General features: G+C 57.5%; 29 protein-coding genes. 14 read left to right on the forward strand and 15 right to left on the reverse strand.

The features are described from left to right. Nucleotides 1-76: 76 nt before the first annotated feature. Nucleotides 77-904 carry a TauD/TfdA family dioxygenase gene (locus Q0778_RS04335; RefSeq protein WP_298303952.1) on the reverse strand — a complete coding sequence of 276 codons (828 nt, stop codon included), beginning with the start codon at nt 902-904 and terminating at the stop codon, nt 77-79. A 210-nt stretch (nt 905-1114) separates the two neighbouring features. Here Q0778_RS04335 and Q0778_RS04340 point away from each other — a divergent pair, with 210 nt between their 5' ends. The 6 genes from Q0778_RS04340 (at nt 1115) to Q0778_RS04365 (ending at nt 6109) form a co-directional block, all read left to right on the forward strand. Beyond that, complete coding sequence (locus tag Q0778_RS04340; RefSeq protein ID WP_298334282.1) at nt 1115-1669, forward strand: F0F1 ATP synthase subunit delta; 555 nt, start codon at nt 1115-1117, stop codon at nt 1667-1669. A gap of 13 nt (nt 1670-1682) precedes the next feature. After that, nucleotides 1683-3209, forward strand: a complete 1527-nt coding sequence (atpA, locus tag Q0778_RS04345) for a F0F1 ATP synthase subunit alpha (RefSeq protein ID WP_298334284.1) — start codon at nt 1683-1685, stop codon at nt 3207-3209. Between the two features lie 102 nt (nt 3210-3311). Beyond that, nucleotides 3312-4181: a F0F1 ATP synthase subunit gamma gene (locus Q0778_RS04350; RefSeq protein WP_298334286.1), complete on the forward strand. Its 870-nt coding sequence runs from the start codon at nt 3312-3314 to the stop codon at nt 4179-4181. A 20-nt stretch (nt 4182-4201) separates the two neighbouring features. After that, a complete protein-coding gene (gene atpD / locus Q0778_RS04355) occupies nt 4202-5659 on the forward strand; it encodes a F0F1 ATP synthase subunit beta (protein ID WP_298303943.1) in 1458 nt (485 codons plus the stop codon). 6 nt (nt 5660-5665) lie between these two features. Beyond that, nucleotides 5666-5845, forward strand: coding sequence for a glutathione S-transferase (locus Q0778_RS04360; RefSeq protein WP_298334288.1), 180 nt, complete (start codon nt 5666-5668; stop codon nt 5843-5845). Between the two features lie 6 nt (nt 5846-5851). After that, complete coding sequence (locus Q0778_RS04365) at nt 5852-6109, forward strand: ATP synthase F1 subunit epsilon (RefSeq protein WP_298303941.1); 258 nt, start codon at nt 5852-5854, stop codon at nt 6107-6109. 59 nt (nt 6110-6168) lie between these two features. Here Q0778_RS04365 and Q0778_RS04370 read toward each other — a convergent pair whose 3' ends face one another. Further along, complete coding sequence (locus tag Q0778_RS04370) at nt 6169-6657, reverse strand: Rrf2 family transcriptional regulator (RefSeq protein ID WP_298334290.1); 489 nt, start codon at nt 6655-6657, stop codon at nt 6169-6171. A 63-nt stretch (nt 6658-6720) separates the two neighbouring features. Here Q0778_RS04370 and Q0778_RS04375 point away from each other — a divergent pair, with 63 nt between their 5' ends. From Q0778_RS04375 to Q0778_RS04385, 3 genes are all read left to right on the forward strand, one after another. Then, nucleotides 6721-7374 (forward strand): hypothetical protein, encoded by a 654-nt coding sequence (locus Q0778_RS04375; protein WP_298334292.1) that lies wholly within the window; start codon nt 6721-6723, stop codon nt 7372-7374. 45 nt (nt 7375-7419) lie between these two features. Further along, nucleotides 7420-9555, forward strand: coding sequence for a prolyl oligopeptidase family serine peptidase (locus Q0778_RS04380; protein WP_366519516.1), 2136 nt, complete (start codon nt 7420-7422; stop codon nt 9553-9555). 226 nt (nt 9556-9781) lie between these two features. Continuing rightward, nucleotides 9782-10027, forward strand: coding sequence for a DUF1153 domain-containing protein (locus tag Q0778_RS04385; protein WP_298334294.1), 246 nt, complete (start codon nt 9782-9784; stop codon nt 10025-10027). Nucleotides 10028-10089: 62 nt separating this feature from the next. Here the strand turns inward: Q0778_RS04385 and Q0778_RS04390 are convergent, their stop codons facing one another. From Q0778_RS04390 to glmU, 4 genes are all read right to left on the reverse strand, one after another. Further along, the gene (locus Q0778_RS04390) at nt 10090-10737 is read right to left on the reverse strand and encodes a heme-binding protein (protein ID WP_298334296.1); all 648 of its coding nucleotides are present in this window, start codon (nt 10735-10737) and stop codon (nt 10090-10092) included. Between the two features lie 70 nt (nt 10738-10807). Continuing rightward, nucleotides 10808-11089 (reverse strand): HNH endonuclease, encoded by a 282-nt coding sequence (locus tag Q0778_RS04395; protein ID WP_298303932.1) that lies wholly within the window; start codon nt 11087-11089, stop codon nt 10808-10810. Next, on the reverse strand, nt 11077-11442 hold the full coding sequence (locus tag Q0778_RS04400) for a VOC family protein (RefSeq protein WP_298303930.1): 366 nt from the start codon (nt 11440-11442) through the stop codon (nt 11077-11079). Before Q0778_RS04400 ends, Q0778_RS04395 begins: the two co-directional genes overlap by 13 nt. 2 nt (nt 11443-11444) lie before the next feature. Beyond that, nucleotides 11445-12815 (reverse strand): bifunctional UDP-N-acetylglucosamine diphosphorylase/glucosamine-1-phosphate N-acetyltransferase GlmU, encoded by a 1371-nt coding sequence (gene glmU / locus Q0778_RS04405; protein ID WP_298334298.1) that lies wholly within the window; start codon nt 12813-12815, stop codon nt 11445-11447. A gap of 95 nt (nt 12816-12910) precedes the next feature. On the opposite strand from glmU, the gene Q0778_RS04410 reads away from it, so the two are divergent. Together Q0778_RS04410 and Q0778_RS04415 are read left to right on the forward strand one after the other, a co-directional pair. Beyond that, nucleotides 12911-13594 carry an HAD-IA family hydrolase gene (locus Q0778_RS04410; RefSeq protein WP_298334300.1) on the forward strand — a complete coding sequence of 228 codons (684 nt, stop codon included), beginning with the start codon at nt 12911-12913 and terminating at the stop codon, nt 13592-13594. A gap of 163 nt (nt 13595-13757) precedes the next feature. After that, nucleotides 13758-14687 (forward strand): SDR family NAD(P)-dependent oxidoreductase, encoded by a 930-nt coding sequence (locus tag Q0778_RS04415; protein WP_298303925.1) that lies wholly within the window; start codon nt 13758-13760, stop codon nt 14685-14687. 82 nt (nt 14688-14769) lie between these two features. On the opposite strand, the gene Q0778_RS04420 is transcribed toward Q0778_RS04415, so the two are convergent. From Q0778_RS04420 to Q0778_RS04435, 4 genes are read right to left on the reverse strand one after another with little or no spacing between them, the layout of a single operon-like run. Then, complete coding sequence (locus Q0778_RS04420) at nt 14770-15138, reverse strand: DUF2794 domain-containing protein (RefSeq protein ID WP_298334302.1); 369 nt, start codon at nt 15136-15138, stop codon at nt 14770-14772. Then, a complete protein-coding gene (epsC, locus tag Q0778_RS04425; protein WP_298334304.1) occupies nt 15138-15875 on the reverse strand; it encodes a serine O-acetyltransferase EpsC in 738 nt (245 codons plus the stop codon). Before epsC ends, Q0778_RS04420 begins: the two co-directional genes overlap by 1 nt. Before the next feature lie 41 nt (nt 15876-15916). Continuing rightward, a complete protein-coding gene (locus tag Q0778_RS04430; protein WP_298303918.1) occupies nt 15917-16558 on the reverse strand; it encodes a DnaA/Hda family protein in 642 nt (213 codons plus the stop codon). A gap of 15 nt (nt 16559-16573) precedes the next feature. Next, nucleotides 16574-17860 carry a heavy-metal-associated domain-containing protein gene (locus Q0778_RS04435; protein WP_298303916.1) on the reverse strand — a complete coding sequence of 429 codons (1287 nt, stop codon included), beginning with the start codon at nt 17858-17860 and terminating at the stop codon, nt 16574-16576. Nucleotides 17861-17930: 70 nt separating this feature from the next. On the opposite strand from Q0778_RS04435, the gene purM reads away from it, so the two are divergent. From purM to Q0778_RS04450, 3 genes are read left to right on the forward strand one after another with little or no spacing between them, the layout of a single operon-like run. Beyond that, nucleotides 17931-19028 (forward strand): phosphoribosylformylglycinamidine cyclo-ligase, encoded by a 1098-nt coding sequence (gene purM / locus Q0778_RS04440; RefSeq protein WP_298334306.1) that lies wholly within the window; start codon nt 17931-17933, stop codon nt 19026-19028. Next, the gene (gene purN / locus Q0778_RS04445; RefSeq protein WP_298334308.1) at nt 19021-19998 is read left to right on the forward strand and encodes a phosphoribosylglycinamide formyltransferase; all 978 of its coding nucleotides are present in this window, start codon (nt 19021-19023) and stop codon (nt 19996-19998) included. Before purM ends, purN begins: the two co-directional genes overlap by 8 nt. Beyond that, nucleotides 19998-21203: a sulfotransferase gene (locus tag Q0778_RS04450; protein ID WP_298334311.1), complete on the forward strand. Its 1206-nt coding sequence runs from the start codon at nt 19998-20000 to the stop codon at nt 21201-21203. The genes purN and Q0778_RS04450 overlap by 1 nt, the downstream gene beginning before the upstream one ends. Nucleotides 21204-21262: 59 nt before the next feature. Here the strand turns inward: Q0778_RS04450 and ndk are convergent, their stop codons facing one another. From ndk to Q0778_RS04475, 5 genes are all read right to left on the reverse strand, one after another. Next, nucleotides 21263-21685, reverse strand: coding sequence for a nucleoside-diphosphate kinase (gene ndk, locus Q0778_RS04455; RefSeq protein WP_298303906.1), 423 nt, complete (start codon nt 21683-21685; stop codon nt 21263-21265). Between the two features lie 119 nt (nt 21686-21804). Next, a complete protein-coding gene (locus tag Q0778_RS04460; RefSeq protein WP_298334313.1) occupies nt 21805-22314 on the reverse strand; it encodes a hypothetical protein in 510 nt (169 codons plus the stop codon). A gap of 60 nt (nt 22315-22374) precedes the next feature. Then, on the reverse strand, nt 22375-22809 hold the full coding sequence (locus Q0778_RS04465) for a DNA polymerase III subunit chi (RefSeq protein ID WP_298303901.1): 435 nt from the start codon (nt 22807-22809) through the stop codon (nt 22375-22377). 98 nt (nt 22810-22907) lie between these two features. Continuing rightward, nucleotides 22908-23051 carry a DUF2256 domain-containing protein gene (locus Q0778_RS04470; RefSeq protein WP_298334315.1) on the reverse strand — a complete coding sequence of 48 codons (144 nt, stop codon included), beginning with the start codon at nt 23049-23051 and terminating at the stop codon, nt 22908-22910. Between the two features lie 40 nt (nt 23052-23091). After that, entirely contained in the window at nt 23092-24549 is a 1458-nt protein-coding gene (locus tag Q0778_RS04475; protein ID WP_298334316.1) for a leucyl aminopeptidase, read from the reverse strand. Nucleotides 24550-24560 lie beyond the last annotated feature (11 nt).

Raw genomic sequence — 24560 nt, forward strand, 5'->3', positions numbered from 1 at the left:
AGCGCGGCTGCGCGTAGCGGCTTTTGCCGCGCCCACTTGGAGCATGCGGCAATAGCCGCAGTAGCGTGAGAGCAAACTAAGCCGCCAGAGCTTCTCCACTCAACGTAATCCGATGCATCTCGCGGTAATGGCCTTGGTAGTCATTCATAGCATTGTGCCAGCTGGTCCGGTTATCCCAGATCGCTACTGTACCGGGCTTCCATTGCAGGCGGCATTGATTGGTCTCGGTCAATGCGGCGTTGGTAAGTTCGGTCAGTAAAGGGAGGCTTTCCTCGCGCGTCTGGCCGACAAAGTTGATCGTAAAAGCAGTGTTCACATAGAGCAGCTTGCGCCCAGTATGGGGGTGACGGATCACCACCGGATGCACAGCGCCGGTCTTCAAGTTCTGACCACGAAGGCTCTTGCCCATGTCGGTCTGAGCGTAAAGACCGTCCTCTTTGTAGACGTGGTCCGCAGTGTGGAAAGCCTCCAACTCATCAATACGGGCCTTCATGTCATCTGGCAGCGCATCATATGCAGCCCCCATATGCGCCCACATAGTATCGCCACCTTGCGGAGGCAGGTGGCGTGCGACCAAAACCGAACCCATCGCTGGGATTTGGTCATAGGAATGGTCGGTGTGCCACGCCCCGCCAATATTGGTCTGTTGATCGGGGTCCTTCTTCACAACTGCAATTTCGTTGAAGTCGTCCTGCAACGGGAAGTAATTGTTCACATCAATCCCGCCCCAGCGGCGGCCGAATTTGATGTGGTCTTCAGGCGAGAATTCCTGCTCGCGAAAAACCGCCACACCGTGCTCGTAAATGGCTTGTTTGATGGACTCCATCTCGCTGTCGCTGCAATTGGCAAGCGACACGCCCGAGACCTCAACCCCGCATTCAGGTGCCATTCGTGTGAATTCCATCTTGTCTCTCCCGACCGGCGTTTTTGCCTTTGTTGGTATCAGTCTGACTCAAGCCTTGGCCCCTGTCCAGAGAATCCGTCTTACTGTGCTTGCATCCAAGAGACCCCTTTGCTAGGCGCGCGCCAACTTCGGCAGGAGGGATTCTGATGCGCGCCATCACCCACCTTGCCGGTGCATTTTTTCTCACTCCTCAAAGAGGACACTCAACGCGTGGAAACTTCCGCCGGTATTCAGGCTAGCCTTCAAGGGCGTTACGCCTCGGCTCTCTTCGATCTCGCCAGCGAGAACGGCACCGTGACTGCGGTCGAAACCGATCTCGAGACACTCAGTGCCGCACTGAGCGAATCGGACGATCTCGCAGCCACCATCACCAACCCTCAGCTCACCCGCGCCGAACAAGGCGCAGCGGTCGGAGCGGTTGCGAAGAAGCTGAAGCTTTCTGACCTCACCACCAATTTCCTCGGCGTTCTGGCTGGCAATCGTCGCCTGTCAAAACTGCCAGAGATGATTGCAGCCTTTAAAACTATCGCGGCGAACCAACGCGGTGAAGTTTCGGCCAATGTCACATCGGCGCACCCATTGAGCGATGATCAAATCAAAACGCTCAAAGACAAGCTCACCGCACGTGTGGGCCGCACCGTTATGCTTACAACCGACACAGATGCCGACCTGCTCGGCGGTCTGGTCGTCACCATTGGATCAGAGCGCATTGATGCTTCGATCCGCACCCGTTTGAATTCACTATCGCAAGCCATGAAGGCTTAAAGGACTACTGAACATGGAAATCCGCGCAGCAGAAATTTCAAAGGTCATCAAAGACCAGATCGCCAATTTCGGCACTGAAGCTGAAGTCAGCGAAGTTGGCACCGTGCTTAGCGTTGGTGACGGCATCGCCCGTATCCACGGCCTCGACAAAGTTCAGGCTGGTGAGATGGTCGAGTTCGCTAACGGCGTTCAGGGCATGGCTCTGAACCTTGAAAGTGACAACGTCGGTGTCGTGATCTTCGGCTCTGACGCTGAGATTAAAGAAGGCGACACGGTTAAGCGGACCGAGACGATTGTGGACGTTCCGGTTGGCAAAGGCCTTCTTGGCCGCGTTGTCGACGCGCTCGGCAACCCCATCGACGGCAAAGGCCCGATCACTGACGTGACCCGTCAGCGTGTTGAAGTGAAAGCGCCGGGAATTATCCCGCGCGAATCTGTGTCAGAGCCCGTGCAAACCGGCCTCAAAGCTGTTGACGCTCTGGTCCCTGTTGGCCGTGGTCAGCGCGAACTTATCATTGGTGACCGTCAAACCGGTAAAACCGCTGTCGCGATCGACACCTTCATCAACCAGAAGGGCGTCAACGCAGGCGATGATGAGAGCAAGAAGCTCTACTGTGTATATGTAGCCGTCGGCCAAAAGCGTTCGACCGTTGCGCAAATCGTGAAGCAACTCGAAGAGAACGGCGCGATGGAATACTCCATCGTTATCGCCGCAACCGCTTCCGAGCCTGCGCCACTGCAATATCTCGCACCGTACACCGGCTGTGCGATGGGTGAATTCTTCCGCGACAACGGCATGCACGCCGTCATCGTGTATGACGATCTTTCCAAGCAAGCTGTTGCTTACCGTCAGATGTCGCTTCTGCTTCGTCGTCCTCCGGGCCGTGAAGCGTATCCGGGTGACGTTTTCTATCTCCACTCACGTCTTCTTGAGCGTGCAGCGAAGATGAGTGAAAGCGAAGGCCACGGCTCATTGACCGCTCTGCCGATCATTGAAACGCAGGCTGGCGACGTGTCCGCCTACATTCCAACCAACGTGATTTCGATCACCGATGGTCAAATCTTCCTTGAAACCGACCTCTTCTACCAAGGCATCCGTCCTGCGATTAACGTGGGTCTGTCGGTGTCTCGTGTGGGCGGTGCCGCGCAAACCAAAGCGATGAAGAAGGTTTCGGGCTCGATGAAGCTCGACCTTGCGCAATATCGCGAGATGGCAGCGTTTGCTCAGTTCGGGTCGGACCTTGACGCGTCCACGCAAAAACTCCTCAACCGCGGCGCGCGTTTGACCGAGCTGCTTAAGCAAAAGCAATTCGCGCCAATGCCGTTTGAAGAGCAAACCGTTTCGATCTTCGCTGGCACCAACGGCTATATCGACGATGTCGCTGTTGAGCGTGTGGGCGAATATGAAGAGCAAATGCTCGCCTACTTCCGCAGCGAGCACGCTGACGTTCTGAAAACGATCCGTGACAGCGGCAAGTTCGACGGCGCGAAGGATGCGACGGTTGCGGCATTGCAAGCGTTTGCGAAGCAGTTTGCGTAATTGATTAACCCGTCACCCCGGCGCAGGCCGGGGTCCAGTTACAACCGTTGCAATGGATCCCGGCCTTCGCCGGGATGACGAATTGGAGAAGATTGAGGCACAATGCCAAGTCTTAAGGAACTAAAAGATCGGATCGGGTCGGTTAAGTCGACCCAGAAGATCACCAAGGCCAAGCAGATGGTCGCAGCGGCTAAGCTGCGCCGTGCTCAGGCCTCTGCTGAAGCCGGACGGCCTTATGCTGTGCGTTTGAGCGCCGTTATGGCCTCGCTCGCTGGCAAAGTGTCCGGCGACAGCGCGCCAAAGCTTCTCGCAGGTTCCGGTAGCGACCAGCGCAACCTTCTGGTTGTGGTCAACACCGACAAAGGCCTGTGCGGCGGTTTGAACTCAAACATCGTCAAGGCTGCCAAAGCCAAGGCGCAGGAGCTTCAAGCCCAAGGCAAGCAGGTCGAGTTTTACCTCGTCGGCAAGAAGGGCCGTGCGCCTCTCAAGCGCGAGTTTGAAAAAGCGATCACTGGCGGCTTTGACACCAGCGCGGTGAAAACGCCGGGCTTTGAAGAGGCCGACGCGATTTCTGCTGAACTCATCCAAATGTTTGAAGACGGCAAATTTGACGTTGCTCACCTGATCTACCCGACTTTCCAGTCGGCTCTGGTGCAAAACCCAACGGTCAATCAGTTGATCCCTGTCCCCTCACCTGAGGTTTCGGATGACGGCGGCGCCGTGGTTGAATATGAGCCGGGCGAAGAGGAAATCCTCGAAGCTCTCCTGCCGCGTTATGTGAAGACGCAAGTTTTCGGCGCGCTGCTTGAGCGTGAGGCATCAGAGCAAGGCGCTTCGATGACCGCGATGGACAATGCGACCCGCAACGCAGGCGACCTCATCAACAAGCTGACCATCCAGTACAACCGCAGCCGTCAGGCCGCGATTACGACTGAACTTATTGAAATTATTGCTGGCGCAGAAGCGCTGTAAACGAAGGCTAAGGAAACACCATGGCTACCGCACCCGCACTTAACCAAACGACCAATGGCACGATCAGTCAGATTATTGGCGCTGTTGTTGACGTGCAGTTCCCCGGCGAACTGCCCGCAATTCTCACCGCGCTTGAAACCAAGAACGACGGAAAAACGCTCGTTCTCGAAGTTGCACAGCACCTTGGTGAGAACACCGTTCGCACCATCGCTATGGACGCAACCGAAGGTCTCGTTCGCGGCGCTGAAGTGATCAACACCGGCGCGCAGATTTCTGTGCCTGTTGGCCCGAAAACACTCGGCCGCATCATGAACGTCGTTGGTGAGCCAATTGACGAGCTTGGCCCGGTTGGCGCTGACAAAGCCATGCCTATCCACGCAGAAGCACCTGCCTTTGTGGACCAGTCCACCGAAGCGGCTATTCTTGTGACCGGCATTAAAGTGATCGACCTTCTCGCGCCTTACGCAAAAGGCGGTAAGATTGGTCTGTTCGGCGGTGCCGGCGTTGGTAAAACGGTTCTAATTCAGGAACTCATCAACAACATCGCAAAAGGCCACGGCGGTGTGTCTGTGTTTGCCGGCGTTGGTGAGCGTACGCGCGAAGGTAACGATCTCTACCACGAATTCCTCGACGCAGAGGTGATCAAGAAAGACGATAACGGCGTTGCAACGCCAGAGGGTTCAAAAGTGGCCCTCGTCTTTGGTCAAATGAACGAGCCTCCCGGCGCGCGTGCCCGTGTGGCGCTTTCCGGCCTCACCATGGCGGAATATTTCCGCGATGTGGAAGGTCAGGACGTTCTGTTCTTCGTCGACAACATCTTCCGCTTTACGCAAGCAGGGTCCGAAGTGTCCGCGCTTCTTGGCCGTATTCCTTCGGCGGTGGGCTATCAGCCAACTCTGTCGACCGACATGGGTAACCTGCAAGAGCGTATTACCTCGACCAACAAAGGTTCGATCACTTCGGTGCAAGCCATCTACGTCCCCGCAGATGACTTGACCGACCCTGCGCCTGCAACATCGTTTGCTCACTTGGATGCGACCACCACGCTGAACCGCGCGATCTCTGAGCTTGGTATTTACCCAGCTGTTGACCCGCTCGATTCAACCAGCCGCGTTCTTGAACCATCGGTTGTTGGCCAAGAGCACTATGACACTGCTCGCCGCGTTCAAGAGACGCTGCAGAAGTACAAGTCGCTGCAAGACATCATCGCCATTCTGGGCATGGACGAGCTTTCAGAAGAAGATAAGCTCACCGTTGCGCGCGCTCGTAAGATCCAGAAGTTCTTGAGCCAGCCATTCCACGTGGCAGAGGTCTTCACCAACATCCCAGGTCTGTTCGTACAGGTCGAAGACACGGTGGCCTCGTTCAAGGCGGTTGTGGACGGTGAATACGATCACCTTCCAGAAGCAGCCTTCTACATGGTTGGCGGCATCGACATGGTGGTTGAGAAAGCCGCCAAGCTCGCTGAGGAAGGCTAAACGCGGATGACTGGTACGCTCGACATCAAGGACTGCGTCAATGAGACCTGTCCTTGGTCGGGCGATCCGGTCTCGGCAGACAGCCTAACGGTGTATCACGGCAAAGTTGTGGGGTTTTGCAATCCCGGCTGCCGTGACAAATTTGAAAAAGCTACGCGTCACTTTGACGCCAGCGTTGATGGATAAGAGCAAATGGCACTCCATTTTGAACTCGTAACCCCTGCCAAACAGGTCCGCTCTGAGGAAGTCCACATGGTTGTGGTTCCCGGATCAGAGGGCGAATTCGGCGTTCTCGAAGGCCACGCGCCTTTCATGAGCACAATCGACGATGGCGCGGTTCAAGTATTCAAGTCAGCGGGCGGTGAGCCTGAGCTGATCAACGTCAAAGGCGGTTTTGCCGAGGTAAGCGAGAACGGCATCACTGTCCTTGCGGAGCATGTTGAGGCTTAAATTGCTTAACCACTCGACAAAGATTAAGAGGGCGGCCTTACGGGTCGCCCTTTTTCGTTTTAGCTCACCTGCTTTTGCACCCATTGGGCGACTTCCATAAAGTGCTCTGGTGATCCATTTGCGGCGGCCTCTGCGTTGATTACGGCAATGGTCTTGGCGCGCAGGGCTTCACGGTAAACTTCTTCTGCCTCGGCAAAGGCGCTGGCGATTTCGCAGGGGTTTTTGCAGTCCTTGCGCTTTAACCCACATGGCCCGTTTTGACGGATTTCCGTGCAACGGAAGGCTGGACTAGGGCCTTCAATTGCTTGCACTATGTCGAGCAAGGTGATCGCATCCACACTGAGCGCGAGCCGATAGCCGCCCCCCTTCCCCCGGACACTTTCCACGATTCCAGCACGGCGCATCAACTGCATTTGCTTGGCAAGGTAAGCCGAAGGCACCTCGAAGAAGTCCGCCAAGGCGTCGGTACTCAGCCCCTTGCCTTCAGGCACAAGCGCAAGCATCCCGCAAATATGCGTGCACCACTCCACCCCTTTGCCCAATTTCATGCTTGACTCCTTAATCGGATATATTTTATCCGGATATCAAATATCCGATTTGAGAGCAGTGACATGAGCCTCAGCGCAAGGCAAGCCAAGCAAGCACACGGGCGGGTGGCGATCTTTCTGTTGATCTTTATCGCGGTGCATTTCACGATGCATTTCTCCTCGCTTGGCGGAGTGGAGGTGCACACCGAGGCTTTGGGCTGGGCTCGCCTGCTTTATCAGTTTCCTCTGATTGAGATGGCTTTGGTGGCCGGCCTTGCCCTGCAAATTGTACTCGGCTTCAGACTCCTCGCCGCGATCCGGAACCGCAAAATCAAAGACCGCTGGCATTGGGTGCAGTTTGTGAGCGCGTGCTACCTTGCCTACTTCATCGTCCAGCATACCGCTGCGGCGCTGATCACCCGCCTGTATGTAGGCCTTGATACCAATTTCTATTGGGCAGGCGGCACACTCATCATTGATCCGATCAGATACGGTTTCGCCGTATATTACACGCTTGCGGTGATAGCCTTGGTGAGCCACATTCTGGCAGCGCTACACTTTCGCAGGCCGCAGCGCTGGCATGGTCCTGCATTCGCACTTGGTCCGATTGTGGGTGTGATATTTGTGCTCGGCTACGGAGGCGCGTTTGCGGCTTACGCCCTACCTCAGGAATACCGCGACTATTACACCTTCTTCCCCGGTGTCGAAAGCTGCTTTTCCCCCTTCACAAGGTCGTGACAACACGGCACACCGTCCTTCTGAAATCCCTCAAGGAGAGAAGGTTTGAAACTTGTATCAACTCTCGCAATGGCCGCTGTTATGACAATCGGCGCAGTGACATCAGCAAATGCTCAAGGCCAATCCTCCGATGGTGTGCCCGGCCCCGACGAAGATCCCTATATTTGGCTCGAAGAGGCCCGTAGCGATGAAGCGCTCGCTTGGGTCACTGCCGAGAACGAACGCACGCTCGGGGAACTGGAAGAAGACCCTCGGTTCGAAACACTCAAGGCCGAAGCGCTCGCCATTTTTGACAGCGAAGACCGCATTCCCTTCGTAAGCTTCCGCCCGGACGGACTCTACAACTTCTGGCAGGACAAAGAGAACCCCAAGGGTCTCCTGCGCCGTACCTCCGTTGAAAGCTATCAGAGCGAAAACCCTGAATGGGAAACCGTGCTCGACGTGGATGCTTTGGCCGCAGCGGAAGGTAAGGAATGGGTCTACAAAGGCTCAACATGCCTCCCGCCCAAGATGGAAATGTGCATGATTGCACTCAGCGATGGTGGTGAAGACGCCACCATCATGCGCGAGTTCAACATGACGACCAAAGAGTTCGTTGAAGGCGGCTTTGAGCTTTCCGAAAAAAGCCAGGGCGGCGTGCAATGGCTCGATGAAGACACACTTTTTGTCGGCCGCGATTTTGGCGAAGGCACGCTGACTGACAGTGAATATCCCTTCACCACCCGCGTATGGAAGCGTGGGACAGACATTGCCGATGCTAATGAGCTTTACCGCGGCGAAGCGAGCGATGTGTGGGCCGGTGCCAACCTCGTGCGCGACGCAAGCGGCGAAATCCACGCAACCACGGCTTTCCGCGGCGTAAGCTTCCATGAGAGCGAGTATTACTGGCTCAATCCAGCGTTCGACTGGGTCAAGCTCGATATTCCCAAGAAAGCCTCGCCCTATGGCATTGTCGATGGGCACATGCTGTTCTCGACCGATGTTGATTGGGAAGTCGACGGTCAAACCTTTCCTGCGGACAGCCTGATCGCGGTTGATCTTGAAGAGTTCAAGGTTGACCCCAACGCGGCGACCAAGACGCTTGTCTGGGCCCCTGGTGAGCGCCAGACCAAGCGTGGCGGCGCGATTACAGCAGGCGCACTCTATGTTGGTCTCCTCGATAACGTGATCGGCAAGGTGCTGAAGTTCAACTTCGAGGACGGCGCCTGGGTCAGCGAAGAGGTGGCGCTGCCCGACAACGCAACGGTGGGCATTGCGGCAAGCTCGAATGAGAGCGAGCAGATCATGTTCACCGTCACCGACTTCCTCAATCCGACGACGCTCTACTACACCGATGGTTCTGGCGCTCCTCAGCCGCTCAAGACTTCGCCGGCACGCTTCGACCCGACGGGTATGGAAGTTGAGCAATTCTCGGCCACGAGCGCCGATGGCACCAAGATCCCCTATTTCATCGTCAAGCCTGCCGGAATGGAGTTGAATGGCGAGACAGCCGTTTTAATGACGGGCTATGGAGGCTTCCAGATTCCGCGCCTGCCCGCCTATCTTGGCTCTACCGGCAAGATGTGGCTCGAGCGCGGCGGCGCTTATGTGCTCGCAAACCTCCGCGGCGGCGGCGAATTTGGTCCAGGTTGGCACCAGACTGCTATCCGTGAGAACAAGCAGCGCACCTGGGATGACTTTATCGCCGTAGGTCAGGATTTGGTGGACCGTGGCTTCACCGCTCCCGAGCACCTTGGCATCCAAGGTGGTTCACAAGGTGGCCTGCTTGTCGGCACGGCGTTCACCCAGCGCCCAGACCTGTTTGGGGCAGCGATTGTACAAATCCCGCTGTTCGACATGCTACGCTATCACGTCATCGGGCGCGGTGCGTCATGGATCGGCGAATATGGCGACCCGCGCATTCCAGAGCAACGCGCATGGATCGAAGGCTATTCGCCTTATCAGATGATCAAAGAGGGCGTGGACTACCCCACCCCCTTCCTTTGGGCATCAACGGCGGATGACCGCACCCATCCGGCGCATGCCCGCAAAGGGGCCGCGCGCCTTAAGGAACAGGGTCACCCCTACTACTACTTTGAAGATATGACCGGTGGCCACTCCGGCGGTGTCGACAACGAACAGCGCGCCAAGCTTCAAGCGCTGCAATACATCTATCTGATGCAGCAGTTAATGGACGAATAAGTATCAGCGAAAGCTTGAGATTCGAAAATGGAAACGGGCGGCTTTCTTCATGGGAAGTCGCCCTTTTTCTTGCTGTTGTAAATAAAGCCGACACTTTGGGCTCCGTTCGTCCCACGGAAGCAACGGGGCGCTTCATCAACGCCAAATTAACCTTGTTTGGTAGGTCGTGGTTAAAGCCAAACTCCAATTCTAGTCTCATCAGGGGCGACACAAAGGAGTTAATGAAATGGCATACCCCAGCGACATGTCTATCGCCCAAGCGATCAAGCAATATGGCCTGCCCAAAAATCACCGCGCGCATTGGTCCCGCGCTCGCAAGGCCGGCGTGGTCCGTGCTGTGCATGAGCAAGCGATCAGCTTTCACGAAGCTCGCGAACGGTATCTTTTGAGCCGCAGCGAGTTTGAAGAATGGGAGCGCGATTTCTCCCGCGGAAGTTCCGATATGCGGACATCCGAACTGGAAAGCGTTTGAGCACCAGAGGTCGTCGCCTGCACGCGTCTTCGGTACCCCAGCTATACCCCCCCGCTGGTGTGCTATTGGGCGGCGACCTCGACCATCACTTCGTTGCGCCTCAGTGGTCCTGGAACCATTGGCGCATCGTAAAAGGCATATTCTATCGAACCCACGGGCGTTAGCCCTTGATCCTCGACCCAGTTGTTTAGCTGGGCTTCCATCTCGGCAAGGTCACCTTCGGGCGCATTGCCACTGAACTGCACTGCCGCCATGCGCCGACCAGGCACTTCGGTGAGCGTAACGGCTGAAGGTGGTGTGGGCAGCGTTTCCATGGTGTACTTCGACGGCATCACAAATCGCATGCGCCACTCACCATCCCCCAGCTCTTCGGACATGACCGGAGAGGTCATTGCGATAGCCTCATTCTGATTTACACGCTCTGAGATTACTGGCGATGTCATGGCAATTGGCTCGCCTCCGTCGGGACGATCATCACCAAAGATGTATGCGGCAAGGCGGCGAAAGCTTTTGCCACTCGTGCCTCGGCGCGACCCGGTGTGGGTCACTTCGGCAACGATCATGGTGCCGTATTGGCGAAGTTCAAAGGCTTCATCAGCCATGACGACTTCGTAGGCGGGTTTCTCAATATCGCGGTATTGCGCATAGGCGACTGCACCTCCAGCGGCGACCAAGCCAGCCCCTGCTGCAACCCATTTTCCTATACCCATGACGCTTTCCTTTGATAGCACTATTGCTATCAGCAGTTACGCGTCAGTTTGGTTCCCGGATTGCCCACATTCACCGCCGTGTCGGCGCGTAGAAATCGGGCTCTTTTCGCTGCACCCATTTGACGAATTTGGCGATCGCTGGCTTTCCCCGGATCGCGTCTGGATCATCACCGATACGGGCGAGCTCAGCATTGGTGAAATTGGCATGGATCGTCTTATGACAGATCGGGTGGACCGGAACCGTCGCGCGGCCCTTCTTCGATTTGGGAACAGGGTGGTGCCACTCAATCAGAGTCTCGAAAGGGCGCCCGCACAGCCAGCACCTGCCGGGATCGTCGCTCAAGCCGGCCACTCGGTTAGAGAAAGCGTGTTCCCATCCGGGTCCTTGAACCAGCACACCTTTGCACCGTCAGGAGCCTTCCAGATATCGCGTTCATCCTGCTCCATGAATTCAAAGCTTAAAGATGTCGCGCCTCTCGAAGCAAGGCGGTCGCGCTCGGCTGCAATATCGTCGACCTTCCAGCCGATTGCTGTGAAGGGATGCGGGTGCAACTCCTGAACCTTTTGGACGCGCAGCATTGTACCTGCGGCATCGAATTCGAGCGAGAAAGGGCTGTCGTCGATGAGAGTAAAACCCATGACCTCGGTATAGAATTGCCGGGCCTTATCCGGCTGGGTGGTGGCAGTGAACAGGATTGGTGTCATCCTCACTTCCTCTTCTTTGCCCTATCTTTCTTGGCCGCTGCCTTCTTCTTTTTCATCGTGTCGTGGAAGCGGTCAGCCCAGCCTTGTTTCACCAGCTGTTCAGCGCGCACCATGCGCAGGTCGCCCGCGCCCACATCGCGACTAACTGCACTTCCAGCGGCCACGATTGCATCATCGCCAATGGTGACGGGAGCGATGAGTGCGGAGTTCGACCCGATAAATGCACGCTCCCCGATCACGGTCTGATATTTGAAATAACCGTCGTAATTGCAGGTGATGGTTCCTGCACCGATATTGGCATCTTTGCCGACGGTTGCATCGCCGATGTAGGATAGGTGGCTGGCCTTTGCGCCTGTGCCAAGGGTTGCCTTCTTCATCTCGACGAAATTGCCGACAAAGCTGTTCTCTTCCATCACGGCGCCCGGGCGCAGGCGCGCAAATGGGCCCGCTTGAGCGCCAGTTGCGAGGGTCGCGCCTTCAAGGTGCGTGTAGGCCTTGATATGAACGTCGTCCGCAACGGTGACACCGGGGCCAAAGACCACATGCGGATCAATGGTCACGTCACGTCCAAGCTTGGTGTCGTGGCTGAAAAACACGGAGTCAGGCGCCTTCAACGTCGCACCATCAGCCATCGCCTGCAAACGCCGAGCCGCCTGCCAGCGCTGTTCAGCTTCTGCCAGCTCAGCGCGGCTGTTGATCCCGGCGACTTCATCGGGCTCGCATTCAATCACCACAACCTTGTCACCGAGTGCAATCGCTCCGGTGGCGACATCAGGGAGGTAATACTCGCCTTGCGCATTGTCGTTATCAACCGCCTCCAGCAACGGCCACATATCGTCCGAATGCGCTACGATCAGGCCCGAATTGCAAAGGCGTGTCTTCTTTTCGCGCTCAGTCGCGTCTTTGAACTCGACCATCTTGCGCACAGTGCCGTTATCATCGGCGATAATCCGACCATAAGCGAGCGCATCGGCAGGTCTAAAGCCGAGCACCGCGACTTTGGCACCCTCCGCCAACGCGTCATTGAGGTGTTGGACGGTCTCACTCCGAACCATCGGAACATCGCCGAAGCAGACCATGATATTGCCGGAAAAGCCTTCTAGAGCCTCCTTCGCCTGAAGCGCAGCGTGCGCCGTGCCCAGCTGCGGGTCCTGCAAGGCTGTCGCAATGTCTCGTCCTTCAAGCGCCTTGTCCAATTGCTCACGCCGATCACCGGAAACCACTACAATTCGATTGATGCCCAATAGAACAAACGTGTCGAGCAAGTGCATCAGCATGGGCTTACCCGCAATCGGGTGGAGCACCTTGTGCAGATCGCTCTTCATACGTGTACCCTTGCCCGCGGCAAGGACGATGGCGGCAAAGTCTTTCATTACGTAAACCTTATAGCACGTTGTGCGGCACTTGGGGGACCGCTTGCCAGCAATTGCTTGCAGATTGAAGTCAGTTCCTTCACGCGGGGGGCTCTATGACCGATTTTCCTTTCAAAGCCGTGGGTTTTGACCTCGATGGCACACTTCTCGATACGCACCGCGATCTGGGCGAGGCGGTCAATCACGCGCTCACACTGGGCGGGTTTGAGACGGTCGCGGTTAATAGCTCCAAGGACCTCATCGGTGGCGGGGCCAAGCTCATGCTGGCGCGTGCGGTTGAGTTGCAGGGCGACCTTCCCGAAGATGAGTTCAGAGTGCTCTACAAGAAGATGCTAGCCTATTATTCGGAGCACAATGCAGTCTACTCCCACCCCTACCCACATGCACGTGACGTGATCGCCGAACTGAAGGAACGCGGCGTGCGCGTGGCTGTGGTCACCAACAAGTTTGAAGAGTTTGCCCGGTCTATCCTGACCCAGCTCGACTTCATCGAACCGTTCGAGGCCATCATCGGCGGTAATACGATGGGCAAGGGGCCCGATGGACAATTCCTCGCCAAGCCGCATCCCGAACCCCTCTTTGAAGCCCGCGAAAGGTGCGGCGGCGGTGCCTTCGCCTTCGTCGGCGACTCGACCTATGACGTCAAGGCAGCAAAAGCTGCGAGAATGCCAGTGGTGGGCGCGGCCTATGGCTATTGCGACAGACCTCCGCATGAGTTGGGCGCTGATGCGGTCATTGATTCGCTGGATCAGCTCATTCAGGCGCTTGAAACGCGCTAATCTGCCCTTCTGACGCTACGACAGCTTGCCCAGGCCAAACGTCCTGTTGCAACGCAGCGAGAATCCTGCCACGCAGCGCTCACTTTTGAGTTTACGCGGGCGTAAAGCCGCCTCGCACTCGTAAAAGCGATAACAAGACCCCCCAAGGAAAGGACAACTCCCCATGAGCATCGACTTCAAAGACAAAATAGCCATCGTCACCGGTGCCGGGGGCGGTCTGGGCCGCGAATACGCGCTTGAGCTTGCACGCCGTGGCGCAAAGGTTGTTGTCAACGATCTCGGCGGTTCGCGCGACGGCACTGGCCACTCTGACATGGCTCTTAAAGTCGTCGAAGAGATCGAAGCCATGGGCGGCGAAGCCATGTCCAATGGCGGCTCGGTCACCGAGTATGACCAGATGGAAAAGATGGTCGCGGATACCAAAGCAAAATGGGGCCGTGTCGACATCCTCATCAACAATGCAGGCGTTCTTCGCGACAAGACTTTCGCGAAAATGACCCCGGACGATTTCGAGTTCGTCCTCAAAGTTCACCTTACAGGTTCGGCTTTCGTCACCAAGGCATGCTGGGAAACCTTCCGTGAGCAAGGTTATGGTCGCATCCTGATGACCGCATCATCAACCGGCCTCTTCGGCAACTTTGGTCAAGCCAACTACGGCGCGGCCAAGCTCGGCCTTGCTGGCCTGACGAAGACGCTTCAGCTGGAAGGCGCGAAGTACAACATCCGCGTGAACTCGCTTTCACCTGTTGCTGGTACGCGAATGACCGAAGACCTCTTCCCAGAAGAAGCCTTCAAACTGTTCGATCCGGTGAACGTTGTTCCTGCCGCTCTTTTCCTCGTCAGCGAAGACGCCCCAACCAACGCCATCGTCGGCGCTGGCGCAGGTGGCTTCCACTCTTCATGGGTTGTGATGAACGATGCCGTTTGGCTGCCCGATGGTGAGCGCACTGTCGAAGGTTTCGCAGACCGCTGGAGCGATATCAGCGACTTCTCAAACCTCATCGCACCACAATCGGGCTCTGAGCAGTCAGGCGCGATCCTCAAAGCGATGCAAAAGGTTACCGGCACCGGCCCGAGCAGCGCCCGCGGCTGATCCTGCTGTCAAACTTATAAAGTGGGCCCTCGTACAGAAACGTGCGGGGGGCCCTTTTCCCATGAGAAGTGGGCTGGTCGGCCTAATCCTCGACCACCTTCACAAGCCGCCGTTCCATCGGCGCAAGGACATTCGACAGCTCGCTACCCCGCTTTAACACTTGGTCGTGCTCACCGAACAGCGTGTACATGCCTTGCTTATTGCGAAGAGTCGGGCGTTTCTCAATCCGCGCATTGGGCCGTTCAGCAGCGCGACGAAAGGCCGAAAAGGTCGCGGCATGGCGGTCAAAATCCATCGCATAATCGCGCCATTGTCCGCCTGCGACCATGCGGCCATAAAGGTCGAGAATGCGCGTTAGCTCCTCGCGATCAAAGCCAACCGGGCTGGCCGCGGTCTTGCCGGGAAAGGCGACAATCTCTCCCGTGCCACCGGGTCCCAAACCTGCCGACATCAATCAGCGGTCCCGCTTCTCTTGCCAAGGTCAAAGCTGGCTTGGATCGTGTCTGGTTCTGCCGGGACACTGGCCGCTTTCAGAGAGGCAATTTCTTGCTTCATTTCGGCAAGCTCACCCTGAAGCTTCTCAATGCAGTCGACCTTATTGCCCTCTTCATCTTCGCATTGCATCGCCAAAGGCGTGCCATAAGGGATAAACTCCTTCATCCATTCTTCTGCGGGGACAAGAGTTGAGCGCGCCTTGATCGCCACCATTGTGGCACCCGCAGGCACTTCCTCCATCACCACCGCATTGGCACCGATCCGCGCACGCTCCCCCACTGTGATGGGACCAATAACCTGCGCGCCTGAACCAATAATCACATTGTCGCAGACAGTGGGATGACGCTTCCCTCCCTTGCCATTGGTGGGATTGGTCCCGCCCAAGGTTACACATTGGTAGATCGTGACATTGTCGCCGATCTCTGCGGTTTCACCGATGACGGTAAAGCCATGGTCGATAAAGAAATTCTTCCCGATCTTAGCACCGGGGTGAATATCAATCGCAGTCAGCAAACGACTGAAATGATTTACAAAGCGCGCCAAGAAAAACAGCTTTGCGTTGAACAACCAATGCGCCACTCGGTGCAGCCCAAGTGCCAAAACACCGGGATAAAGCATGACCTCCCAGCGCGAGCGCGGCGCGGGATCGCGGGCTTTCACTGAGTCCAAATAGGCTTTGAGCTTTGTGAACATGAGCAGATTCTCCCACCAAACGGGCGCAATTGCAAATTTGCCTAAAGCAGTTTTGCTTGGGGCGGACCATGCATAGCTTCTAGCGCAGCGCGCCAGACAGACATGGTGGCTGGGGCAGCGCGTTCAAGACTGATACGATCGATCGTCGCAACAAGTGTCTCAATATCCACAAAACTCCGCCTTGTACGCGTAACAAGATACTCAGCTGCGCCATCCGCCAAGGAGAGAGCACGCGCCTCTGCATGAGCTTCGATCAATTGGGCTGCCATATCGTCGTCAGGTTCACCGATCGCCAGTTGCAACGATCCGCCAAGCCGCGACTTCAAGTCTGGCAGGGAAACCTCCCAAGGCGTTTTATCCGCGATCAGCAAAAGGGGAGTGCCCGCATTGGAGCCACCGTCCTGTACCGAATTCCACCGGTGGAACACTTCCGCCTCATCCATGGCATCTGCACCATCGATCACTTCGATCCCCTGTGAATGTGCCCAGCGGCCTAAGAGCGACTTTCCTGAACGCGCAGGACCGGTCAGCACAGCGGTGCGAAATGGCCAGGCCTCAGGCGCACGCAGCGCATCGATAACGCTGGCATTCGCATTCCCAACCACAATGCGCTGAGACTGACCACTTCCCGAAATCGAGAGCGGGAGGGCAATTTGAGAAGGAAGCTCTTTTGTCTCTGGCATACGCGCCCACAGCCTCTAACGGCTGATTGCGAGCGCATTCGCGCCTTCGCGTACGGTAAAGCCACGTCCGCGAAGCTCCGCAGCAAGCGCAGAAAGCTCGCCCGCATAGCCCACTTGCATCACCGACGTGCCACCCATTGCCGTGCTGGTCACGGAAACACCGCGGACGCCCGCGACCTGGCGAACTGTCGAGAGACTCGCGTCGAAAGTTGCCGGATCAGGTGTTGCGAACTGAATGACATAGCTATTTACGGCCACAGGCGCCGGCGTTTCAGTGCCCGGCAAGGCCGCATCTGGAGCGGCGGTGGTCGCAGCGGCGTTAGCCTCCGCCCGGTTGCGCGCTTCGATCGCTCGCCCAATCTGGATAAGCCTTGCAATCGCCGGGTCCACCTGTCCCGAACCGCCGACCCGCAAGGTGGGATCGGGCATTAGTTTCCCATCGACCAGCGCTTGTTCATAGATACGATCGATTCGATCAACCGCTTCGCTCAGCATTTCGGGCAATTGCCCGGGTCCTTCAGCGTCCAAACTAAAGCTGTCGAGGAAAACACTGTCTGGGCCATAGCGCGCCGTAAAGGTGCCCTTGATAGGACCGCCGGGGAATTGATGCTCTAGCTTGGCGATAGGAACAAGTGCGTCGGCCGCGCCATATTGGTCGAGCGCCAATCGCCACCATGCCCGGCTGCGCCGCCCGGCTTGGCCGTAATTGAGGAGCAGCGAGTCGCCTCCTGCTCCCGATGGCCGGACGTAGTCGATCCGGCTGGTGCCTGGATTGAACTCTGCCCAAGCGCGCTGCCACGGGTTGCGCACTTCAAATGCAGTGTAGCTTCCGCCGCTCACAGTTACGGGGATGAGCAGCATCGGGGCGGACGACCGACCGGAGCGCCCGCCGCCCAGATAGCGCCCTGCTCGCTGGCGATCGAAGCTCACCCCTAGAGTCGCGACGTAGCGCTTCGGCCCTACTCGCTCGCGCTGAATCACGATGGCTGAGACAAGACCGTTTAGCTGGCCATCAGAAACTGCCGGACCGCCCGCTTGGCTCCACGCTTTGCGGGCCGCCTCGCGCCAGGCCTTGCTGCGTGCATCAGCCGGGTCGTCGCCGGTGACATCCACCTCAACCCCGCGAACTTCGATATCCGAGCTCGACGCCGTCGGAGCAATTCCGCGATCACCCGAAACTTGCGCCAGCACCAACGCATATCCACCCGCGAGCATAGCCAATGCCACAAGGATTGCCAGCACCCAGCGGGCACGAATGGGGGCTCTCAAAACTGGGCCAGAAAGGTTTGCTATTGCCGCCATCGGGGAAATCTCATGGGTCTTTGCCCAAACCAGCGTGGAATTCCAAGCCCAAAGGGGTAAAGCGCAAAAAATGGAAGGCAAAAACTCACCCTACACCTACGCCGACGCAGGCGTATCGATTGAAGCGGGCAATGCTCTGGTGAAGGCCATCGCGCCACTCGCCAAGGCCACCGCACGTCCGGGAGCCACCAGCGAACTTGGCGGGTTCGGCGGCTTCTTCGACCCCAAAGCGGCGGGGTACACTGACCCGCTTTTGGTCGCAGCCAACGATGGCGTTGGCACCAAGCTCAAACTGGCGATCGAGCACGATAAGCATGACACAGTTGGCATCGACCTAGTTGCAATGTGCGTCAACGATTTGATCGTTCAGGGCGCTGAACCGCTGTTTTTCCTCGACTATTTTGCCACAGGCAAGCTGGAGAACGGCATTGCCGAGCGGGTGGTTGCAGGCATCGCCGATGGCTGCAAGCAAGCTGGATGTGCGCTGATCGGCGGTGAGACCGCTGAGATGCCGGGCATGTATGCAGACGGTGATTACGACCTTGCCGGCTTTTGCGTGGGCGCGGTTGAACGCGGCGAGCAATTGACCGGGGAGCAAGTCGCGGCGGGTGATGTGCTGATCGGTCTCGCAAGCTCTGGCGTGCACTCCAATGGCTACTCGCTGGTACGGCGACTCGCTGAGGATAAAGAGTGGAAACTTGAACGCCCTGCGTTGTTTGATGCTGAGCGCTTGCTGATTGACGCTTTGATTGAACCGACACGGATTTATGTTGCGAGCCTTCTGCCTCTCATCCGCGAAGGGCTGATCCATGGGCTTGCGCATATTACTGGCGGCGGTCTGCTTGAGAATATCCCACGCATTCTGCCCAAGGGGGCCCATGCACAGGTCGATGCCGATCTATGGGAGCAGCCGCGCCTGATGGCTTTCCTCCAAGCTCAAGGCGCGATTGAGCCAGTAGAAATGGCACGTACGTTCAATTGCGGGGTCGGCATGGCGCTGGCGGTCGCGGAAGATCGCGTCGCCGCGGTCTCAACACGCCTTGAGGAAGCGGGCGAAACCGTCGTCCAAGTGGGCCGGATAGAGGCTGGCGAGCAAGGCTGCACCGTGCGCGGCTCACAAGGCACCTGGGGCGGGCGCGAGGATTGGAGTGCAACGCACAATGCCTGAAGGCTCGCAGTCGAAGGCCAGAATCGCCATTTTCATATCCGGCACAGGCACCAATATGGCGGCGCTTCTCTACGCCAGCCGTCTTCAGGAAGCCGCGTTTGAGATCGTTCTGGTGGCGAGCAATGTTGAAAGCGCTACTGGATTAGAGCTCGCCAAGCTCGAAGGGCTCGCAACCTTCACCCATTCGCACAAAGGGGTAACCCGCGAAGAGCAGGATGCAGCGATGGAGCGCGCTGTAATGGAGGCAGGCGCGGACTTCATCGTGCTCGCGGGATATATGCGGATTTTGTCGGATGAATTTGTCGAACGCTGGGAAGGTCGTTTGCTCAACATTCACCCGTCGCTTCTTCCCAAATACAAAGGTCTCGACACCTTTCATCGCGCGATTAATGCGGGCGACAGCCATGCGGGCTCTAGCGTGCATATCGTCACGGCGGAGCTCGACGCAGGAGAGGTGCTTGCGCAGGTTCGCGTCGCTATCGCGCCTGAGGATTCTGCAGAGAGCCTGGCGCAAAGGGTGAAACTGGCCGAGCACCAGCTCTATCCGCGTGCAATTGCCGAGTACGTTTCGCGCGGGAGCGATCCGGATTTCCTGTTTGCGAAACTGCGTGAATTGGCTCTGGCGCTTCCCGAAACACATGAGAAAGACAGTCATGGCTCGCCCGGTTTTCGGGTCGGCACCGAGAAATCGGGCAAGTTTTTCGCCCATTTCAGCCAGCAGCACCACGGATCTGAACACATTGCAGTGCTGGTGAAGACCAGCAGCATGGACGAACTGATGGGCCTCGTCGAGAACCAACCAGGGACCTACTACAAGCCCGCCTATTACGGCGCGAGCGGATGGGTAGGAGTGATCCTCAATCGGCCGAATGTCGATTGGGAACACGTCGCCGACTGGCTAGAGCGAAGCTGGCGGCAGTGCGCTCCTTCGAGGCTTACCAAGCTGCTCGACGCGGCCGATCAGTTCTAATGCCCACCCCAGAGCGCGAACACCTCCTGTCGCGTGGCAAACTGGCAGACCGCGCCAATTTGTTTTTGGGTCGCGCATGGGAGCGCGGCTGGCTCCCGCCGCCCAGCCTTGAGCCCGATGCGCTGTGGGCTATTGCTGCCAAGGGCATCAACGATTCAGTACACGCCGAGATTAGCGGGCGGAGCGATGAAGATGTTGCCGATTTCCGTTTGCGGCTTGAGAAGCTGTGCTCGGCAATGGCTGGAGAGGCGCAACTCAATGCGTTGGGTCATGCGATGGCGCATGGCCAATTGGTCAGGGTGATCCGCAACCGGCTGGCCTTCGGGGAGCTCTGGCGAGTGCAACCGAGCCTTCTCGATACCAAGTTCGCCCCGCCGATTATCGTGATAGGCCACATGCGCAGCGGCACCACGCGCATTCACAAGCTGCTCGCGAGCGACCCGGCGCATTCACACACACGCTATGAGGATGCCTATCATCCGGTACCGGCGCGCTCTGGCATGAACCGGATCAAATCAGCCTTGGATCTCGCCATGCTGGGCGCGCTCAATCCGTGGCTGCAATCGATTCACCCGATGGGCGTTGGAGAGGTAGAGGAAGAGCTCGCCTGGATTTCCGCCGCGCTTCACCATTCGATCTACGAATCGCAGTGGCATATCCCGAGCTACAGTGCCTTTAGCGAGGCTCGCGACCCCACGCCAATCTACCATGAATTCGCGCGGATTCTGCGCACCGATGCAGCGACCCGGGGAATTGCGGATAAGCCACGTGTGATAAAAGTCCCAGCCTTTGCCGAGGACCTGCCCGCCCTGCTTGCCCAGCTCCCCGATGCCCGGCTTGTCATCGCGACCCGCGACCATGATGCGGTGCACCGCAGCGCCGTCTCCTTGTGCGCAAACCAGATGGCGATCCAGTCCGACCATTGCGATCTCGCTCAGATCGAGGCGCTGTGGGAGCACAAGATCACCATGCGTGAGGAGCGGATGGCCGACGCACTCGAAGGCTGGACGGGACCCATCGCCAAGCTTCATTTTGATGAACTCAATGACGATTGGGAGAGCGCGATGAGACGCTGCTACGAAGCGCTAGGCCTGGAGCTCAACGGGCAGGCGCTAACCGCCATGCGCGCGCAGATGGCAGAAAGCGCCAAGGGGACCCACGTTGCGCATTCAGAGCAACTCAAACGCTTCGCCGAGGGAAGCTGACACGAAAAAGGCCGCCCCTAAGGACGGCCTCTTCCAAAAGCCTGTGGGGTAGATACGGCTTAGCCAACGATTTCGTCGTCGTTGAAGAAGAAGGCGATTTCAATCGCTGCGTTCTCTTCGCTGTCTGAACCGTGGACCGAGTTCTCACCGATTGAGAGCGCGAATTCCTTACGAATTGTCCCTTCATCAGCGTCTGCTGGGTTGGTTGCGCCCATCACGTCGCGGTTGCGCTTCACAGCGTCTTCGCCTTCGAGGACTTGCACAACCACTGGCTCGCTCATCATGAACTCGACGAGTTCACCAAAGAAGGGACGCTCTTTGTGTACGGCGTAGAAGCCCTCGGCTTGTTCACGGCTCATGTGGATGCGCTTGGAAGCGACGACGCGAAGGCCAGCTTCTTCAAGCTTGGCAGTGACGGCACCGGTGAGATTGCGCTTGGTCGCATCGGGCTTGATGATCGAAAAGGTGCGGGTAACCGCCATTGGACTGTTCCTTGTTTTGAGAGAGGGACGTGCGGAAACCACACGTCAAAAATTTCTCGCGCGCCCCTAGCGGTGAGCGCGGCCAAGTTCAAGTTTTGTGTTTGGTGTGTGGCGGCGTTCTAGCCAGGCTCTTCGCTAATTGTCAGCTGGCCAGTCACAATACCGTCATCGTCGGGAAATGCGCTGACTGAGAACGTTGTGCCAGTTTGCTCATTCTCTCCGCCAATCATTTTACCACCGTTCATGCTGGTTTCGATCTGGATCGTGATCCCGGCATCCTCGGCCTCCTCCCGGTAGTGCGCGACGATTTCGTCAGGCGTTTCGTCGGTTCGGAAGGTCGTAAGGCTTCCCTTGGTGTCACCTTGGTCTATGATGGTGTTGCTGAGCACTTCGGCCCCACTGAATAGAGTGAAACCCGCCGGCAAGCTATCCGGCGTCTCGGTGTTGGTTCGCATGCTGACCGTCCCGTCTTCGGTCTCAACCGTCATAGAGCTTTCACCGCTTGTCTGGTCGATGGTGTATTCGCCGGTTTCGCCATCATCTGTGGTGAATTCACCCGATGTCTCTGACCCGCACCCTATCAGAAGCAGCGCGCCTGCAGCTGACAATGCAATCGCTGATTTACACATTAGATATCTCCCCATACCCTCGCGCACTATCATGCCAGCCCATCGGCTGAGCGCAAGAGTTCAGGCAACCTTGATCCATTTGCCGCCGTCCTGACGGAAGAAGGCGCGTTCGAGATCGTCGATGCCGTCGAGACTGCGCCAAGTCGCGCGGGCTGCGTCGAGGGTATCATCGTCGAACAGCAGAAAGACCCGCTGAAAGCCCGATTGTTCGCGATATTCACCGTCAGCAAAGATCACGTGGCTGGCCGAATTGGGCGCATCGGTCGCGTCGGATAACAAGATTGGCTGCTTCGCTGCGCCTGCCCCGCTTGCCTCCCCATTGGCCAAAAAACTCTCCGATCCCGCCTTCCAAAGTTCGCGCGATACGGTTTGACGTTGATCGGGTGATTTGCTCACCACAAGCAAACGCTCGCCGCTGTCCATGACTCGCTGCGCGATCAGAGAGACGACCTTTTCAACCGGGTCGCTAGAGAGCTGCCAGAAATCGACTTTCATGAGGTACCGTTAGACCAAGCCACCCGCTCCCTCCACCCTTCCACCCGGATTTTCGCACCGGAGTATGATCAGGGTGTAGGGAGCGGGTGGTCGAGGCGCTATTGTTTGGACCGCTTACACCGCTCAGAACAATAGCGGACATTCTCCCACTCCCGCGCCCATTTCTTGCGCCAGCTAAACGGGAGCCCGCAGGTCTCACAGATTTTGGACGGAAGATCTGATTTCTTCCGCATTCTGGGCATCTTTGTTGTCCTACCGCTTCGCTACTTGAGGACGGCGAGATTACTCAGCGTAATCGGCGACAAACTGGTCGATCAGCCGCGCACCGTACCCGGTTGCGCCCTTCTCGTGGGTTGCGCCCGGCTTGTCCGACCACACCATGCCCGCAATATCGCAGTGCGCCCAAGGGGTGCCCTTTTTGATGAAGCGGTGGAGGAATTGCGCCGCGGTGATCGAACCCGCCCAGCGTCCACCGATGTTCTTCATATCGGCGATGGGTGAGTTGATGAGCTTGTCGTATGCTGGCCCGATCGGCATGCGCCACAGCTTGTCATCGGTGGTCTTGCCCGCCGCCAGAAGCTTGTCCGCCAGCGCGTCATCATTGGCGAAGAGACCGCCGTGCTCATTGCCGAGCGCTACAATCATCGCACCGGTCAGGGTCGCGAAGTCAACCACTTGAGCCGGGTCAAACGTCTCCTGCGCCCAATGCAGCGCATCACAGAGAACAAGGCGACCTTCCGCATCGGTGTTAAGCACTTCGACCGTCTGGCCGCTCATCGTGGTGAGGACATCGCCGGGGCGGATCGCATTGCCATCGGGCATGTTCTCAACAAGGCCCATAACGCCAATGACGTTCGCTTTCGCCTTGCGCGATACGACTGCGAGCATTCCGCCAGCCACTGCGCCAGCGCCGCCCATGTCCCACTTCATGTCTTCCATACCCGGTGCTGGCTTGATCGAAATGCCGCCGGTATCGAAGGTCACGCCCTTGCCGACGAATACCGAAGGTTTATCACCTTCCTTGCCGCCGTTCCAGCGGATGGCGAGCAATTGCGATTCGCGTCGAGAGCCTTGTCCAACGCCAAGCAGCGCGCCCATGCCTAGCTCAGTCATCTCTGCTTCGCCGAGCACAACCAGCTCCGCGCCGGTTCCCGCAAACGCTTCTTGACAAAGCGCGACGAAGCTTTCCGGGTAAACGATATTTGCAGGCTCAGTGACAAGCTTCTTGGTGAACTCCACCCCGCGCGCGATGGCGGCATTGCGCTCCCAATCGGACTCGGTGCCCTCTGGTGCGCCGACCACATGGACGGTCTTCAACGAGATTTTTTTGTCAGCAGAAAGCTTGGTGCGGTATTCGTCATGCGCCCAGCTGCGCAGCTTCGCTCCTAAAAGCACGGCGCCCGCATCCTCTGCCGACAACCCTGTCTTGCCAAGGTCCAACACCAATTCTCCTTCACCCGACCGCAGATATTTCGCGACCGCTGCGCCGCCTGCACGTTCCAGTTTGAGACGGCGATCGTCCGCACCTTTCTCTCCAGCGCCGACGAGAGCGATCCGCTTGGTCGCACCATCCACGCTTGCAAAGCCCTCAAACACTTGCCCCGCATTGCCCTTAAATCGCGAAGCCTCAGCACCCTCGATGAGGACCGGATCGAGACCTTCTGGCGTATCGCCCTGGTTGACGATGGTCGCTCTTACACGCGTTTGAGCAGGAGATGTGTCTGTGAAAAGGATTTGCATGACTGTTCCAA

The organism is uncultured Erythrobacter sp. (genome assembly GCF_947502395.1).
In the GTDB taxonomy this organism is placed as follows: domain Bacteria; phylum Pseudomonadota; class Alphaproteobacteria; order Sphingomonadales; family Sphingomonadaceae; genus Erythrobacter.

Coding starts and splice junctions, on each gene's coding strand:
- Q0778_RS04335 (WP_298303952.1), bottom strand. CDS start 904: ATGGAATTCACACGAATGGCACCTGAATGCGGGGTTGAGGTCTCGGGC.
- atpA (WP_298334284.1), top strand. CDS start 1,683: ATGGAAATCCGCGCAGCAGAAATTTCAAAGGTCATCAAAGACCAGATC.
- Q0778_RS04350 (WP_298334286.1), top strand. CDS start 3,312: ATGCCAAGTCTTAAGGAACTAAAAGATCGGATCGGGTCGGTTAAGTCG.
- atpD (WP_298303943.1), top strand. CDS start 4,202: ATGGCTACCGCACCCGCACTTAACCAAACGACCAATGGCACGATCAGT.
- Q0778_RS04360 (WP_298334288.1), top strand. CDS start 5,666: ATGACTGGTACGCTCGACATCAAGGACTGCGTCAATGAGACCTGTCCT.
- Q0778_RS04365 (WP_298303941.1), top strand. CDS start 5,852: ATGGCACTCCATTTTGAACTCGTAACCCCTGCCAAACAGGTCCGCTCT.
- Q0778_RS04370 (WP_298334290.1), bottom strand. CDS start 6,657: ATGAAATTGGGCAAAGGGGTGGAGTGGTGCACGCATATTTGCGGGATG.
- Q0778_RS04375 (WP_298334292.1), top strand. CDS start 6,721: ATGAGCCTCAGCGCAAGGCAAGCCAAGCAAGCACACGGGCGGGTGGCG.
- Q0778_RS04385 (WP_298334294.1), top strand. CDS start 9,782: ATGGCATACCCCAGCGACATGTCTATCGCCCAAGCGATCAAGCAATAT.
- Q0778_RS04390 (WP_298334296.1), bottom strand. CDS start 10,737: ATGGGTATAGGAAAATGGGTTGCAGCAGGGGCTGGCTTGGTCGCCGCT.
- Q0778_RS04400 (WP_298303930.1), bottom strand. CDS start 11,442: ATGACACCAATCCTGTTCACTGCCACCACCCAGCCGGATAAGGCCCGG.
- glmU (WP_298334298.1), bottom strand. CDS start 12,815: ATGAAAGACTTTGCCGCCATCGTCCTTGCCGCGGGCAAGGGTACACGT.
- Q0778_RS04410 (WP_298334300.1), top strand. CDS start 12,911: ATGACCGATTTTCCTTTCAAAGCCGTGGGTTTTGACCTCGATGGCACA.
- Q0778_RS04415 (WP_298303925.1), top strand. CDS start 13,758: ATGAGCATCGACTTCAAAGACAAAATAGCCATCGTCACCGGTGCCGGG.
- Q0778_RS04420 (WP_298334302.1), bottom strand. CDS start 15,138: ATGTCGGCAGGTTTGGGACCCGGTGGCACGGGAGAGATTGTCGCCTTT.
- epsC (WP_298334304.1), bottom strand. CDS start 15,875: ATGTTCACAAAGCTCAAAGCCTATTTGGACTCAGTGAAAGCCCGCGAT.
- Q0778_RS04430 (WP_298303918.1), bottom strand. CDS start 16,558: ATGCCAGAGACAAAAGAGCTTCCTTCTCAAATTGCCCTCCCGCTCTCG.
- Q0778_RS04435 (WP_298303916.1), bottom strand. CDS start 17,860: ATGGCGGCAATAGCAAACCTTTCTGGCCCAGTTTTGAGAGCCCCCATT.
- purM (WP_298334306.1), top strand. CDS start 17,931: ATGGAAGGCAAAAACTCACCCTACACCTACGCCGACGCAGGCGTATCG.
- purN (WP_298334308.1), top strand. CDS start 19,021: ATGCCTGAAGGCTCGCAGTCGAAGGCCAGAATCGCCATTTTCATATCC.
- Q0778_RS04450 (WP_298334311.1), top strand. CDS start 19,998: ATGCCCACCCCAGAGCGCGAACACCTCCTGTCGCGTGGCAAACTGGCA.
- ndk (WP_298303906.1), bottom strand. CDS start 21,685: ATGGCGGTTACCCGCACCTTTTCGATCATCAAGCCCGATGCGACCAAG.
- Q0778_RS04460 (WP_298334313.1), bottom strand. CDS start 22,314: ATGTGTAAATCAGCGATTGCATTGTCAGCTGCAGGCGCGCTGCTTCTG.
- Q0778_RS04465 (WP_298303901.1), bottom strand. CDS start 22,809: ATGAAAGTCGATTTCTGGCAGCTCTCTAGCGACCCGGTTGAAAAGGTC.
- Q0778_RS04470 (WP_298334315.1), bottom strand. CDS start 23,051: ATGCCCAGAATGCGGAAGAAATCAGATCTTCCGTCCAAAATCTGTGAG.
- Q0778_RS04475 (WP_298334316.1), bottom strand. CDS start 24,549: ATGCAAATCCTTTTCACAGACACATCTCCTGCTCAAACGCGTGTAAGA.